Genomic DNA, 13,410 nt, shown 5'->3' on the forward strand with positions numbered 1-13,410 from the left:
GAACACCGCGCGGGGTCTTTTCCGTGGAAGTCACACTCCCCCCGACCTGTCGACCCGGCACGGTCAGCGGGTTAGCGTGAGCACAGATCACGCCGGCCCCGGCGCACCCGCACCGCGTGCGCCGGGGCCCTGACCCGATCCGTGGGTGTTGCGTGATCAGGTGTTGGGAGGCACTCGAGCATGTCACACAGCAGGACGCCGCACGGCCACAGTCCGAGTACCGAGGTGGCACTGCGGCGCGCCGGGATCGGTGTTGTGCTGGCCCGGGTTGCCTCCGCCGTCCCCGATCCGCCGGTCTGTCCATGGTCCCGTCTGGAGTCCGTCCTCACCGGGGCCATCGCCGGGATGCTCTGGAACGACTTCCTCATGGTCGAGTACGACCCACCGGAGGGCACCCCGGACGTTCCCGCCGCGTGGGTGCGCACGGGACCCCGCGGGGTGCAGTGCGCCCTGCAGCGCGTTGCGGGCCGTTCCGCGGCCGCCACCCACGGACCCGCCGAGTTCACCGGGCCGTGGTGTCCCGCGGAGCGGCTGAGGTCGTGGGGGTGGGACGATCCCACCGCCCCCGGACGGCCGTGGACGTGCGGACCGTGCCTGCCGCGGGCGGCCGCGCGCAGCGTCCTCGCTGGCATGCGCAGTCACCGGGCGTGCGGGGACCCGTACGAGTTCCACTGGGGCGTGGGGTCGCTCCCCGCCCCGGAGATCACCGCCAGCCGCCTGCTCGCGCTACCCTCGGCAACTACGAGTTCTCCGACGCCGAGGGTGCCCACGTGGTCGCCGCCCTCGTGAGTCTCGTGCCGGGCGCGACCGGGCTGTTCGGCAAACTCCTGGCCGCCGTACCCCAACCCATCACCGCGGGGTTGCTCGCGGGGGTCCTGTTGCCGTTCGCGATGCGGGTGGCTCCGGCCGTCGCCTAGCGTCCCGGCACGCTGAGCGGCCCACGGGCTGGATGGCTCCGCGGGCTGACTGGCTCCGCGGTCGATGGCGCGCAGAGCGTATTGCGGCGCAGACAGCGTTCGGCGCGGGTTCAGGTGCGAGCCAGGCGCGAGGCGGGATCCACGGCCGACGGCGCGCGGGGTGCTTCGGAGCCCCGAAACCACCGCCGGTGACCCGCGCGTAAAATACGGGTACATGCCCGAGCACCACAGCGCTTCCTCCACCGTTCCCGAGTCACCGGAACCCACTGCCGCCCAGATCCGCAGGTGGCGTCACTACCTCGCGGACGAACTCGCCGAGGCCGCCACGTACGAACACCTGGCCCGCCACAGCTCGGGCCGCCATGCCGAGATCTTACAGAGCGTGGCCGAGGCGGAGGGCCGCCACGCCGAACACTGGCGTCGTCTGCTCGGACCCCACGCCGATCGTCCGGCGAGACCCGCCCTGCAAGCGCAACTGCTCATGTTCTTGGCCAAGCACGTGGGATCCGTCTTCGTCCTGGCGCTGCTGCAGCGCGCCGAGTCCCGCTCCCCGTACCGCGAGGACCCGGATGCCACGGCCGCCATGGCGGCGGACGAGGCCGTCCACGAGGAGATCATCCGCGCACTCGCAACCGATGGCCGCACGCGGTTGTCCGGCAACTTCCGGGCCGCCGTGTTCGGCGCCAACGACGGCCTGGTGTCCAACCTGGCCCTGGTGATGGGCGTGGGCGCCACGGGCACGTCCAGCTCCCTGGTGCTGTTCTCGGGCATCGCCGGACTGCTCGCGGGTGCCCTGTCCATGGGAGCGGGCGAATACGTCTCCGTGCGATCCCAGCGGGAACTGCTGGACGCCTCCCAACCCACCCAGGTGACCCTGCGCGTGGCGCCGGCGTTGGACCTGAACGCCAACGAGCTCACACTGATCTACCGGGCCCGGGGCATGAGCGAGAAGGCTGCAGAGCACCGGGCGGCCGAGCGACTCGGACACTTCGACTGCGACTGCGATCCATCGCTGTCGTTCCAAGACGAGAAGGCGCGTCGTGTGCTCAACACGGAACCCGGCGAGGAGCTTCCCGCCACGGACGACAACCAGGCCCTGGGCACCGATCTGGGGGCGGCGGCATCGAGCTTCTGCTTCTTCGCGTCCGGGGCGATCATCCCGATCCTGCCCTACCTCTTCGGCCTGGGCGGCGGAGTGGCCATGGCCGTGGGAATGGCGCTCGTGGGCATCGCGTTGTTGATCACGGGCGGTTTCGTTGGGCTGCTCTCCGGCGCCTCCCCGTTCAGGCGGGGACTGCGGCAGCTCGGGATCGGGTACGGGGCCGCGATCGCCACCTACCTTCTGGGGCTCGCATTCAACACGACGGTCTCGTGAGTACCGAACGGCGACTGTTCTCCGTAGGCAGAAGTGTGATTTGTACGACATAAAAGTGGTGCGTGCCCACAATCAGGAGGCATTACTTGTCCCCTCTACCGCCCACAAGTGCAGTAAGTATTGTTGAGATATTCGCTCATTAGCATTTGTTAACCTTCGCTCACTAGGCGAAAAACCCTGTTATTGCAGGTCAGAGCGGCTTTAAGGGGTCAATTTCCGGCTAATTTACACGCATAAATCGGTGGGCCGATTGGCGCGAACCACACTCCATGAAACTTCACCGGCTCCGAGTCATCTGAGAAATTCCGATATTCTGGGGGCGTGGTTCTACGAACCACCGCAACGGGAGACTTCGCACAGGGAAATCGCCACACATGCACTGGGGGGTGCTCTGTGGTTGATGCTGTGCGTCGGTAGCCGCTCAGCCCACGGCTTGATCCCGTTGAGGCGTTATCGCCTGCCGGTGGCTGCGGGTTCTCTCGCAGAGGCGCACCTCTCCCCGCGCCGGACGGGCTCCTACCGTCCGCTCCCGCGGCCACCGGTCGTTAACGCCCCTTCCGAGATCCGGACCATCCCGCGCGCTGTGTAGCCCGGGGCGATAAGATCGTCTGCGGTCCCCGGACGGATGACATCCCGTGCTCCGGGGCCGCTCCGTTCCCCGTTCCGCGATCCCAGGAGTATCCCCTCATGTCGGCCCAGCAGCCCACGTCCGATGAACACGTCCTGACCGTCCACTGCCCCGAGGCCTACGGTCTCGTCAGCGCCGTGGCGTCGAACCTCACGGAGCAGGGTTGCGACATCTTCGACGTCAAGCATTTCTCGGACCGGCACAACGACGAATTCTTCATCCGCTGCCACACCATGAGCGAACCGGGCACCGTGACCACTGAGTCCCTGATCGAGGGGTTCCGCCCGGTGGCCGAGAAGCACGACATGCGCTTCCGTCTGGTGGACGCCCGGCACAAAACCCGTGTGCTCGTCATGGTCTCCAAGATCTCGCACTGCCTCGTGAACCTGCTCCACCGAGCGCGCGTGGGCTCGCTGCCCATCGAGATCGTGGGTGTGGTGTCCAATCACACGGACCTGCAACCCCTCGTGGATTTCTACGGTGTGCCGTTCCACCACGTGCCCGTCACCCGGCACACCAAGCCGCAGGCCGAGGCGCAACTGCTCGAGATCGCCGCGTCCTACGACACCGAACTCGTGGTGCTGGCCCGCTACATGCAGATCCTCTCGGACGAGCTCACGCAACAGCTCGCGGGTCGGTGCATCAACATCCACCACTCGTTCCTGCCCTCCTTCAAGGGCGCCAAGCCGTACCACCAGGCCTACGAGCGCGGGGTCAAGATGGTCGGGGCCACCGCCCACTATGTCACCCCGGACCTGGACGAGGGTCCGATCATCGCGCAGCGCGTGATCCCGGTGGATCACGCGCACACCCCGGAGGACCTCGTGGCGGTGGGTTCCGAGGCGGAGACCCAGGCCCTGTCCCGCGCCGTGAAGTGGCACGCGGAGGGTCGCGTGGTGATCTCCGGCAATCGGACCATCGTCCTGGCCTGAGTCCCGGCCTGAGTCACGGTCCGCATCGCGCGCCCGCATCCCGTCCGGCCGGCGCTCGACTCGCACCGCGACGAACCGCACCGCTGTCCCTCACCGGCTGACACTCGCGTCCGAACGGCGCCACGACGAACGACGCCGCTCCTCCACCGAGGTGGGCGAGCGGCGTCGTCGTGGATGCACCGGCGGCGAAGCACCGGGAGGGTTTTACTTGCCCTCGAAGATCTCCCGCATGAGCTGCGCGGTCTCCGACGGAGTCTTGCCCACCTTCACACCGACGGCCTCGAGGGCCTCCTTCTTGGCTTGGGCCGTGCCCGAGGAACCAGAGACGATGGCCCCGGCGTGGCCCATGGTCTTGCCCTCGGGAGCGGTGAAGCCCGCGACGTAGCCCACCACGGGCTTGGTCACGTTCGCCTTGATGAACTCCGCGGCGCGCTCCTCGGCGTCGCCGCCGATCTCACCGATCATCACGATGGCCTCGGTCTCGGGGTCCGCCTCGAAGGCCTCGAGGGCGTCGATGTGCGTGGTGCCGATGACCGGGTCACCGCCGATGCCGATGGCCGTGGTGAAGCCCAGGTCCCGCAGTTCGTACATCATCTGGTAGGTCAGCGTGCCGGACTTGGAGACCAGGCCCAGCTTGCCCTTGCCCGTGATGTTCGCGGGGGTGATCCCCAGCAGCGACTCCTCGGGGGAGATGATGCCCGGGCAATTGGGGCCGATGATCCGGGTCTTGGGCTTGCCGTCCGCGCCGGTGTTCGCCTTGGCGTGCGCCCAGAACTCGGCGGAGTCCTGCACGGGGATGCCCTCTGTGATGACCACCACGAGCGGGATCTCGGCGTCGATGGCCTCGATCACGGCGTCCTTACAGAAGGCCGGCGGTACGAACACGATCGACGCGTTCGCCCCGGTCTCCTGCACGGCCTCGCTCACGCTGCCGAACACGGGCAGTTCGACGGCGTTGCCGTCCTTGTCCTGGTGGTTCACCGTGGTGCCCGCCTTACGGGCGTTGACACCGCCGAGCACGTTGGTGCCGGCAGCGAGCATGCGCGCGGTGTGCTTGGTGCCCTCGCCGCCGGTGATGCCCTGAACGATGACCTTGGAGTCCTTGTTCAAAAAGATCGACATGTCTTCTTCCTGATAGCTGTTCGCGTGGGCGATTACTTGGCGGAGTGGGCCAGCTCGGCCGCCTTGTCGGCGCCGGAGTCCATGGTGTCCGCGGAGGTGACCAGCGGGTGGTTGGCCTCGCGCAGGATCTGGCGGCCCTCCTCCACGTTGTTGCCGTCCAGACGCACCACGATGGGCTTGGTGGCGGAGTCACCGAGGATGTCCAGCGCCTTCACGATGCCGTTGGCAACGGCGTCGCACGCGGTGATGCCACCGAAGACGTTGACGAACACGGACTCGACCTGCGGGTCATTGAGGATCACGTCCAGACCGGCGGCCATGACCTCGGCGGACGCGCCGCCTCCGATGTCCAGGAAGTTGGCGGGCTTCACGTTGCCGTGCTTCTCACCGGCGTAGGCCACGACGTCCAGGGTGGACATCACGAGACCGGCACCGTTGCCGATGATGCCCACTTCGCCGTCGAGTTTGACGTAGTTGAGGTCGTTCTCCTTGGCCTTCTCCTCGAGGGGGTCCGCGGAGGACTTGTCCGCGAGCGCCGCGTGGTCCTCGTGGCGGAACTCGGCGTTGTCGTCCAGCGAGACCTTGCCGTCCAGGGCGAGGATCTCGCCGTCGCCGGTCTTGACCAGCGGGTTGACCTCCACCAGGGTGGCGTCCTCCTTGGTGTAGACCTCACCGAGCTTGACGAGCACGGGGACGACCTTCTCGGCGGTCTCGGCGTCGAACTTGGCCTGCTCCACGATCTCGCGGGCCTTGGCCTCGGTGATGCCCTCCGCGGGGTTGACGTCCACGCGGGCCAGGGCGTCCGGGCGCTCCACGGCGAGCTGCTCGATCTCCATGCCCCCCTCGACCGAGCACATGGCCAGGTAGGAGCGGTTGGCGCGGTCCAACAGGACGGAGAAGTAGTATTCCTCGGCGATGTCCGCGCCCTGCGCGATCATCACGCGGTGCACGGTGTGGCCCTTGATGTCCATTCCCAGAATCTGCTGGGCGTACTCGTAGGCCTCGTCGGCGGACTTCGCGACCTTCACACCGCCGGCCTTGCCGCGGCCGCCCACCTTGACCTGTGCCTTGACGACGGTGACCCCGCCGATCTTCTCTGCTGCTGCCTTGGCTTCTTCTGGGGTAGTGGCGACGATGCCGGCCAGCACGGGAACGCCGTGCTTCTCGAACAGGTCGCGTGCCTGGTACTCAAACAGGTCCACGGATAAGTGTCCTTCTGCGTCGAGGTGTGTCGTTCCGCACCGGGAACCCCCGGTTGGAGCGACCTGATGTGGGGGGATGCAGCGCAGCACTGCGCTCACAGAGCCCTCACGAGCATTTTAGGCCATGGGCCCTTGATTCGCGTCACACCCGGCCCCCGCGGACACCGCGGGACCGGGCCCGGGATTCCCGCCCGCACGGCAGCGGCTGGTTGACTGGGGGCATGCGACGCATCGGACTGCCGGAGATCTGGGACGCCCGCGAGGCGGACCCGGGGTTCATGGCCTCGTTGGCCACCTTCTCGTTCGTGGCACTCGGGCTGGAGTTGGTGGTCAGCGGGACGATCCTGACCCTCACGGGTTCGGTATCCACCTTCTATCCCCTGGGCTGGCAGGTCGTGGAATGGGTGGGTCTCGGGGCACTGTGGGTGCTGCTTGCGCGCGCTCTGGTGGCCTGGTCCCGGCGCCGCGGGGTCGATCCGTTGCCGAGCGAGGAAGCGGGCGCGGGGCGCGACGACGCGGTCGACGGCCGGGACGACGCCGCCGCGGGCACGTTCACCGCGAACAGGAGCAATACGGGCCGGGCCGCTGTGGGACGGGGTGCCGCGGGTCGGGACGACGCCGCCGCGGGCCGAGTCGGCGTCGACGGCGGGGTGGACCACCGCCGCTGGCGGGAGATCCTGTTGTGCTTCGTCCTGGCCGTGGTGCTCGCGATCGTGCTGCCCGCATTGATCGGGGCGCCGTGGGGTCTGGCCCCGCTGGACCGCTACCTGCAACTGTTCGACGTGTACGGGCCCCTCGGGTGGCTCGCGATGGTCGCGTGGGTCTGCTACCTGGTGGGCCGCAGTTTCCTGGTCGCGGGCCTGCTGGCGTACTCGCACCGTGCCATCCGGGAGGTCCTCACGTTCCGGGGGTCCCGGTGGGTCCCGTGGGGCGGTCTCGTGGCGGGCCTCACGATGGGGGCCGTGGCTTTCCTCGCCGGCGGCCAGGCGGCCGCCGTGACCACCCTGTTGAGCTGCGTGCTGCTGGGCGTGATCCACGTCCGCTCCGGCGAATCCCTGCGCGTGACCACGCTGTTCACCGTGCTCGTGTTGATCTTCGTCTGAGCGATCACCGCCTCTACTGTCTCCATGCCTGGGAGCAACCCTGATCGGTTGCGCTCCGATCCCGCCGGGCCACCCGAACGGTTCGAGCATCCGGGTGAGTCTCAGCACACCGGGCTGCGCCGGGCCGCCAGATGGGTTCGCCAGGCAGGTTCGAGCCACCCGGTGCGTTTCGGCGCACCGGACGACACTGCGCGCGACGGGGCCGCGGCGTCGTACCCCTTACGAGACCTTGGTCATGGGCGCGTAACGCAATAGGAGCCGCTTCTCCTCCGCACCGAAGCGCACCTTGGCGACCGTCTTGTCCCCAGAGCCCTCCATGGCGACCACGGAACCGCGGCCGAACGCCTTGTGCTCCACCGTGTCCCCCACGCTGAGGGAAGGAATCTCCCGCTGGGGCTGCACGCGCCCGGCGGAGGCCGGTGAGAGCCTGCGGAAACTTGCCCCGGATCCGGCGCCCGCACCCCACGAGGAACCGCGCAACGGATCGCGGGCCTGGAATCCGGCGTGCACGGGCGAACCCCATCCGCCCTCGGCGCTGGCGCCCTCACGCTTCCACTCGATCAACCGCGAAGGGATCTCGTCCAGGAACGGGCTTGCGGGATTGAATTGGGACTGCCCCCACATGGAGCGGGACTCGGCGCGCGTGAGGTACAGCCGTTTGCGCGCCCGGGTGATCCCCACGTACGCGAGGCGGCGTTCCTCCTCCATGCTCGAGGCGTCGGCGAAGCTGCGCTGGTGCGGGAAGATCCCGTGCTCCATGCCCGTGAGGAACACGACCGGGAACTCGAGTCCCTTGGCGGTGTGCAGGGTCATGAGCGTCACGACCCCCTGGGAACGCGCTTGCGCGACCTGCTCCGCGATCTGCTGGGCACTCGCGCCGCCCTCGGGTTCGGGCTGGGTGGGGATCTGGTCCGCGTCCGCCACGAGGGCCACGTGTTCCAGGAACTCCCCGAGGCCCGCGTCCGGGTGGTCCTTCTCGAACTCGCGCACCACGGCCACGAGCTCCGCGAGGTTCTCCACACGGGACTCGTCCTGCGGGTCGGTGGACGTACGCAGGGCCTCGAGGTACCCGGACTGTTCGAGTACAGCCTCGAGAACCGCGGTCACCGAGGCGCCCTGAGCGAGTTCCGCGAGATCGTCCATGAGCTGGGAGAACTTCTTGATGGCGTTCGCCGAGCGAGTGGCCAGGGCGGGTGCCTCGTCCAAGCGGTGCATGGCCTCGGAGAAGGAGATGCCCTCGCGGTCGGCGAGCGCCGCGATCGAGCCCTGGGCGCGGTCCCCGATCCCTCTCTTGGGCTCGTTGATGATGCGCCGCACGGTGATGTCGTCCGCGGGGTTCGCGATCGCGCGCAGGTAGGATATGGCGTCCTTGATCTCCTTGCGCTCGTAGAAGCGGGTCCCGCCCACCACCTTGTAGGGCAGTCCCACGCGCATCAGGATCTCCTCGAGGGAGCGCGATTGTGCGTTGGTGCGGTAGAACACGGCGACGTCGCCGGGGCGGATCCCGTGCTCGTCCTGCAGCGTGTCGATCTCCTCCGCGATGAAGCGGGCCTCTTCGTGTTCGTTCTCAGCGGCGTACCCGATGATGGGGGCGCCATCGCCTTCCGCGGTCCACAGTTTCTTGTCCCGGCGGTCCGCGTTCTGGGAGATCACGGAGTTGGCCGCGGAGAGGATGTTCTGCGTGGAGCGGTAGTTCTGTTCCAGCAGGATGGTGCGCGCGGAGGGAAAGTCCCGCTCGAAGTCCGTGATGTTGCGGATGTCCGCGCCGCGGAACGCGTAGATGGACTGGTCCGAGTCCCCCACCACCGTGAGTTCGGCCGGCGGGATCCCGGAGTCATCCGGGTGGTTCTCGGAACCGCCTCCCACGAGTTCCCGCACGAGCGCGTACTGGGCGTGGTTGGTGTCCTGGTACTCGTCCACGAGCACGTGCCGGAAGCGGCGTCGGTAGTACTCGAGCACCTGAGGGAACGCGCGGAACATGTGCACGGTCTCGCCGATGAGGTCGTCGAAGTCCATGGCGTTGGCCGCACGCAACCGCTGGGTGTAGCCCCGGTAGACCCGGGCCACGGCGGACTCGAACGGGTCCGAGGAACTCGCGCGGGCCAGGTAGGTCTCGTCGTCCACGAGCTCGTTCTTGAGGGCGGAGATCTTGTGCTGGATGGCCTTGGGCGCGAACCGCTTGGGGTCCAACTCATGCTGCTTGGCCACCTGGGTGATCAACCGCAGGGAGTCCGCGGAGTCGTAGATGGAGAAGTTGGTGGACAGCCCCAGGGTCTTGGCCTCGCGGCGTAGGATCCGCACGCACAGCGAGTGGAACGTGGAGATCCACATGGAGCGCGCGGACTCCCCCACGAGATCCACGATCCGCTCCCGCATCTCCGCGGCGGCCTTGTTCGTGAACGTGATCGCGAGGATCTCCCCCCGGCGGGCGCGGCCCGTGGCCAGCAAGTAGGCGATCCGGTGCGTGAGGACCCTGGTCTTGCCGGAACCGGCACCGGCCACGATGAGCAGCGGGGAACCCGCGTGCTCCACGGCGGCGCGTTGGGGGTCGTTCAGTCCCTCCACGAGTTGAGCCCCGGATGCCGGGGTGGGCTGGGAGAACTCGTCCGAGTCGGGCGCGTTCGCCGAGCGCACCGAGGCCGCGGACAGGAGGGGATTGTCAGAGAGGAAGTCCATGGTGGCACCAGTTTAGCCAGCGGTGGGGACGCCCTCACCGGCCCGTGGACAACCCCGGATCACACGTAGCGCGGTTCCAACAGGTGGCGCCCGTTGGCGTCCTCGACCCACAGGTGCGAATCCGCGACGGTGACCCGCGCCGGGGCCTGCAGCACGACGTCTTCGTCGAGGTCGTCCCCGTCCTGGTCGGGCCCGCCGTAAATGGTGAAGACCTCCCCCGCGGAGGGGTCCAAATGGCGGATGGCGTCGTTGCCGGTGTCCGCGACCACCACGGAACCGTCGTAGAGGATCTGCAGGTCCTCGGGGCGGGCGAGCTTGGCGTCCGCCGCGGGGCCGTCCTGGTACCCGGCACCGTGGCGGCCGATGACCGTGACCACGTGGGGATCGCCGTCGGGCCGGTCCGTATCGATCGCAATGTAGCGCAGCGCGGAGGAATCCTTGTCCACGAGCCACAACTTGCCGTCACCGGCCTCGGTGATCGAGACCGTGGCCGCGAACTTGGCCTGAGCGATCTTCCCGTCCCGGCGGCCGGGCTCACCCGTGCCGCCGTACTCCTGGAGGGCGTCGGTGTACGGGTCCCAGCGGAACAACTGGTTCTTGTCCGGAACGGCGGCGATCACGGCGGAGAGCTTGTGGGACCACACGATGTCCGCGATCCGCGCGCCCTCCAGGACGGAGCAGTTGATCCTGCGCCGGACCGTGGTGTGATCGGCCTCGTACAGGGTGAGTTCCGTGCCGTCACCCGCGCTCATGAGCAGTCCGTCCGGCAGGCCGATGGAGAGTTCCATGACCATCACCACCCTTCCGCAGTGCCCGCGGGGCACCTGTTCACCACCTCGTCATCGAGCGTGGTACCCGTAGTCATTCACAGTACAACCCGGGGGATAATGGGGCCATGGGTATGACCAGAGCGCAGAAGGCCAGGAAGTACGGGGAGAACGCGGGCTCCGCGAAGGCGGGGTCCTCGCCCGCTCGTGCACCCCGAGTGCGCCCCGCGAGCGTCCACGAGATGCGCCCCGGTGAGCTCGCCGCGGAACCCACCAAGGCGTCGTCGGCCGGGATCCTGGTGGGCGTCGCGTTCTTCGTGGGTGCCGCGCTGTGGCTCTACTACCACCTGCTCGTGCTGCAGGGCGTCTCCGGAAACCTTGCCGGCGGCGTCACCGCGCCCGAACTCATGGCCGGCGGTTTTTCCCAGGGCCACCTCGCGGACTTCGCCCGCGGCCTGGGCGCGGACGGCCGCACCGAGTACGAGGGCGTGCACGCGACCACGGGGCTCTTCACTCCCCTTCTCATGTGCCTGGGCTGGCTGCTGTTCACCGGGCTCAACACCCCGCAGCGCGCCCGCAAATGGGTGTACTGGGCGGTCATCCTGGTCTACGCGGTGGTCTTCCTGGTGGGCAACACCGTGCTCGACGCCGCCGTGGCCGACCCCGCGGACGCGTCCGCCGTGGCACTCGCCTCGGGGCTCGTGATCGCGCGGTGGGTGTTGTTCGCTCTGCTCGTGCTGATCGCCGTGATCGTGGCGGTATCCGTGACGCGCCGCAAACTCGACGACTTCTCCGAGGGCAAGCTGCCGGGCCAGCGCCCGCGCGCCTGAGCTCGGGGATACACCCCTCGCGCTTCCCCACGCCGCGATTCCACTGAGCTGACGCAGGTCTCAGGGCCGCGGGCTGCTTGTACTCCACTCATACATCCCCGTTGATGTGCGGGGTCGGCCATCCTCACCGGGCGGGCGGGTTTCGCTGGGCGGGTCGGCCGGTTGTGGGAATGCACTGCGGGAATGACGACGTCCCGCCCGTTATCGGGCGGGACGTCCTCGGTGCCCCCGATTGGATTCGAACCAACGACACCGGCTTTAGGAGAGCCGTGCTCTATCCCCTGAGCTACGGGGGCAACACTGCACCACTGTATCGGCGGCGCGTTCGCCCCGCGAGTTGAGAGCACATCGGAACAGCGCACAATGGAGCCATGACCGTCTACATCGATCCACCCCGATGGCCCGCGCACGGCACGGTGTTCTCGCATCTGATCTCCGACACCTCCCTGGCCGAGCTGCACGAGTTCGCCCGCGGCCTGGGGGTCTCGGAACGTGCCTTCGACCGCGACCACTACGACGTCCCCGCGCACCGCCACGCTGACGCTGTGGCCGCGGGTGCCCTCGCTGTCGACGGCAAGAAACTCGTCCGTGTCCTGATCCACAGTGGCCTGCGGGTCCCCGCACGACGCCGCCCGGCCAAGCTCGCGGTGACCCTCACGCGCCGCTGGGCGCACCACTTCCCCGAGCATCCCGACCTGGGTGCCAAGCTGCTGAGCCGCTGGAGCGAACCGCACCGCGTCTACCACGGGCCTTCGCATCTGCTGAACGTGCTGGAAGGCATCGACCGGCTCACCCACGGCGCCCCGAGCGCGGAGCTCGTGCTCGCCGCGTGGTTCCACGATGCCGTGTATGACGGGCAAGCAGGTCAGGACGAACGGGACTCCGCCGAGCTGGCCCGGCAACGACTGTCAGGCCCGGAGTGGCCCGCGGCCATCGGGCGCCGCGTGGCGGAGCTCGTGCTCGTGACCGTGGACCACCACCCGGATCCGAACGACGTGGACGCCTGTCGACTCGTGGACGCGGACCTGTCCGTGCTGGGCGGCAGCGAGAACGAGTACGAGCGGTATCGGACCACGGTGCGCCGCGAGTACGCCCACGTCCCGGACGAGCAGTTCAGGGCGGGCCGCGCCGAGATCCTGCGCGGACTCCTGGAAAAAGACACGTTGTTCCACGATCCTCGTGCGGTGACGTTGTGGGAGGCCCGCGCCCGGGAGAACCTGGAACGGGAGATCACGCAGCTGATCGCGGCCTGAGCCAGCCTCCGAGGTCGATTGGAAATAACGGGGGACGGAGAGAACTCACCGCCGCGTGGAGCTCGGGGCCGGGCTGGACGGCCACGCGGACGCGTACGAATACCCAGCGACGTCGACCCGGCTCTCCGGTGGGTGGGTCTGCGACGAGCGCCGACAGCGGCGTGCCGGGTCCCCGGTGGGACGGGCTCAGCTGCGGCGATCGGCGACATCGTCGCCCGGCGCTGCGGGCGAGGTGGGCTGGGCTGCCCGGGCGGCCGCGCGGCGTCGCCGGAAGACGACCGTGGCGACCACGAGGCCGATGATGATCCCCACGCCACCGAAAACCGACAACCACATGGCGGCGTGGCCCAGGAACGCGGCCACTATGAACCCCACGACGATCCCCGGGATGGCACCGGCAACCATGCCCACGGCGTAGTAGGTGAATTCCTGGTCCTGCGGGGTGCGTGCGGCGGTGGAGAGATCGGAGGGCATGGCGTCCATTCTACGGGCCGGGGCTGCGCGATCGCTGGGGCCGATCCGCGATCGACGCTTGCACGACGGGGATCGGGTGCTAGGAGGGCTGAGTGATCACCGCTGCCAGTCCACGTCCGGGTTCCGGGTTC

At 68.4% G+C, this 13,410-nt stretch carries 12 protein-coding genes and 1 tRNA gene; 7 read left to right on the top strand and 6 right to left on the bottom strand.

All coding sequences use genetic code 11. The annotated features are described in order from the left end of the window. Nucleotides 1-225 precede the first annotated feature (225 nt). The 4 genes from HBK84_RS09650 (at nucleotide 226) to purU (ending at nucleotide 3,852) form a co-directional block, all read left to right on the top strand. Nucleotides 226-789 carry a hypothetical protein gene (locus tag HBK84_RS09650; RefSeq protein WP_085107035.1) on the top strand — a complete coding sequence of 188 codons (564 nt, stop codon included), beginning with the start codon at nucleotides 226-228 and terminating at the stop codon, nucleotides 787-789. Beyond that, nucleotides 771-917, top strand: coding sequence for a benzoate/H(+) symporter BenE family transporter (locus HBK84_RS12885; protein ID WP_240505687.1), 147 nt, complete (start codon nucleotides 771-773; stop codon nucleotides 915-917). The genes HBK84_RS09650 and HBK84_RS12885 overlap by 19 nt, the downstream gene beginning before the upstream one ends. A 214-nt stretch (nucleotides 918-1,131) precedes the next feature. After that, nucleotides 1,132-2,292, top strand: a complete 1,161-nt coding sequence (locus HBK84_RS09655) for a VIT1/CCC1 transporter family protein (protein ID WP_167318771.1) — start codon at nucleotides 1,132-1,134, stop codon at nucleotides 2,290-2,292. A 687-nt stretch (nucleotides 2,293-2,979) separates the two neighbouring features. Next, nucleotides 2,980-3,852, top strand: coding sequence for a formyltetrahydrofolate deformylase (gene purU / locus HBK84_RS09660; RefSeq protein WP_131333334.1), 873 nt, complete (start codon nucleotides 2,980-2,982; stop codon nucleotides 3,850-3,852). 204 nt (nucleotides 3,853-4,056) lie between these two features. Here the strand turns inward: purU and sucD are convergent, their stop codons facing one another. Then, nucleotides 4,057-4,974, bottom strand: a complete 918-nt coding sequence (sucD, locus tag HBK84_RS09665; protein WP_167318772.1) for a succinate--CoA ligase subunit alpha — start codon at nucleotides 4,972-4,974, stop codon at nucleotides 4,057-4,059. Nucleotides 4,975-5,006: 32 nt separating this feature from the next. Beyond that, nucleotides 5,007-6,176: an ADP-forming succinate--CoA ligase subunit beta gene (gene sucC, locus HBK84_RS09670; RefSeq protein ID WP_085107038.1), complete on the bottom strand. Its 1,170-nt coding sequence runs from the start codon at nucleotides 6,174-6,176 to the stop codon at nucleotides 5,007-5,009. A gap of 221 nt (nucleotides 6,177-6,397) precedes the next feature. Here sucC and HBK84_RS12890 point away from each other — a divergent pair, with 221 nt between their 5' ends. Next, complete coding sequence (locus tag HBK84_RS12890) at nucleotides 6,398-7,279, top strand: hypothetical protein (protein ID WP_240918944.1); 882 nt, start codon at nucleotides 6,398-6,400, stop codon at nucleotides 7,277-7,279. Nucleotides 7,280-7,498: 219 nt separating this feature from the next. Here HBK84_RS12890 and pcrA read toward each other — a convergent pair whose 3' ends face one another. After that, entirely contained in the window at nucleotides 7,499-9,955 is a 2,457-nt protein-coding gene (gene pcrA / locus HBK84_RS09680; RefSeq protein WP_167318773.1) for a DNA helicase PcrA, read from the bottom strand. A gap of 59 nt (nucleotides 9,956-10,014) precedes the next feature. Further along, nucleotides 10,015-10,743, bottom strand: a complete 729-nt coding sequence (locus HBK84_RS09685) for an integrase (protein ID WP_231885634.1) — start codon at nucleotides 10,741-10,743, stop codon at nucleotides 10,015-10,017. 107 nt (nucleotides 10,744-10,850) lie between these two features. On the opposite strand from HBK84_RS09685, the gene HBK84_RS09690 reads away from it, so the two are divergent. Further along, nucleotides 10,851-11,552: a hypothetical protein gene (locus tag HBK84_RS09690; RefSeq protein WP_064847205.1), complete on the top strand. Its 702-nt coding sequence runs from the start codon at nucleotides 10,851-10,853 to the stop codon at nucleotides 11,550-11,552. 223 nt (nucleotides 11,553-11,775) lie between these two features. Here HBK84_RS09690 and HBK84_RS09695 read toward each other — a convergent pair. Continuing rightward, nucleotides 11,776-11,848, bottom strand: a tRNA-Arg gene (locus tag HBK84_RS09695). A gap of 75 nt (nucleotides 11,849-11,923) precedes the next feature. Here HBK84_RS09695 and HBK84_RS09700 point away from each other — a divergent pair. Beyond that, nucleotides 11,924-12,805 (top strand): DUF4031 domain-containing protein, encoded by an 882-nt coding sequence (locus HBK84_RS09700; RefSeq protein ID WP_167318774.1) that lies wholly within the window; start codon nucleotides 11,924-11,926, stop codon nucleotides 12,803-12,805. Between the two features lie 186 nt (nucleotides 12,806-12,991). On the opposite strand, the gene HBK84_RS09705 is transcribed toward HBK84_RS09700, so the two are convergent. Then, nucleotides 12,992-13,279, bottom strand: a complete 288-nt coding sequence (locus HBK84_RS09705) for a hypothetical protein (protein WP_167318775.1) — start codon at nucleotides 13,277-13,279, stop codon at nucleotides 12,992-12,994. Nucleotides 13,280-13,410: the final 131 nt, after the last annotated feature.

Origin of the sequence: Kocuria sp. KD4, assembly GCF_011769905.1 — a bacterium.
GTDB classification, from domain to species: Bacteria; Actinomycetota; Actinomycetes; order Actinomycetales; family Micrococcaceae; genus Kocuria; species Kocuria marina.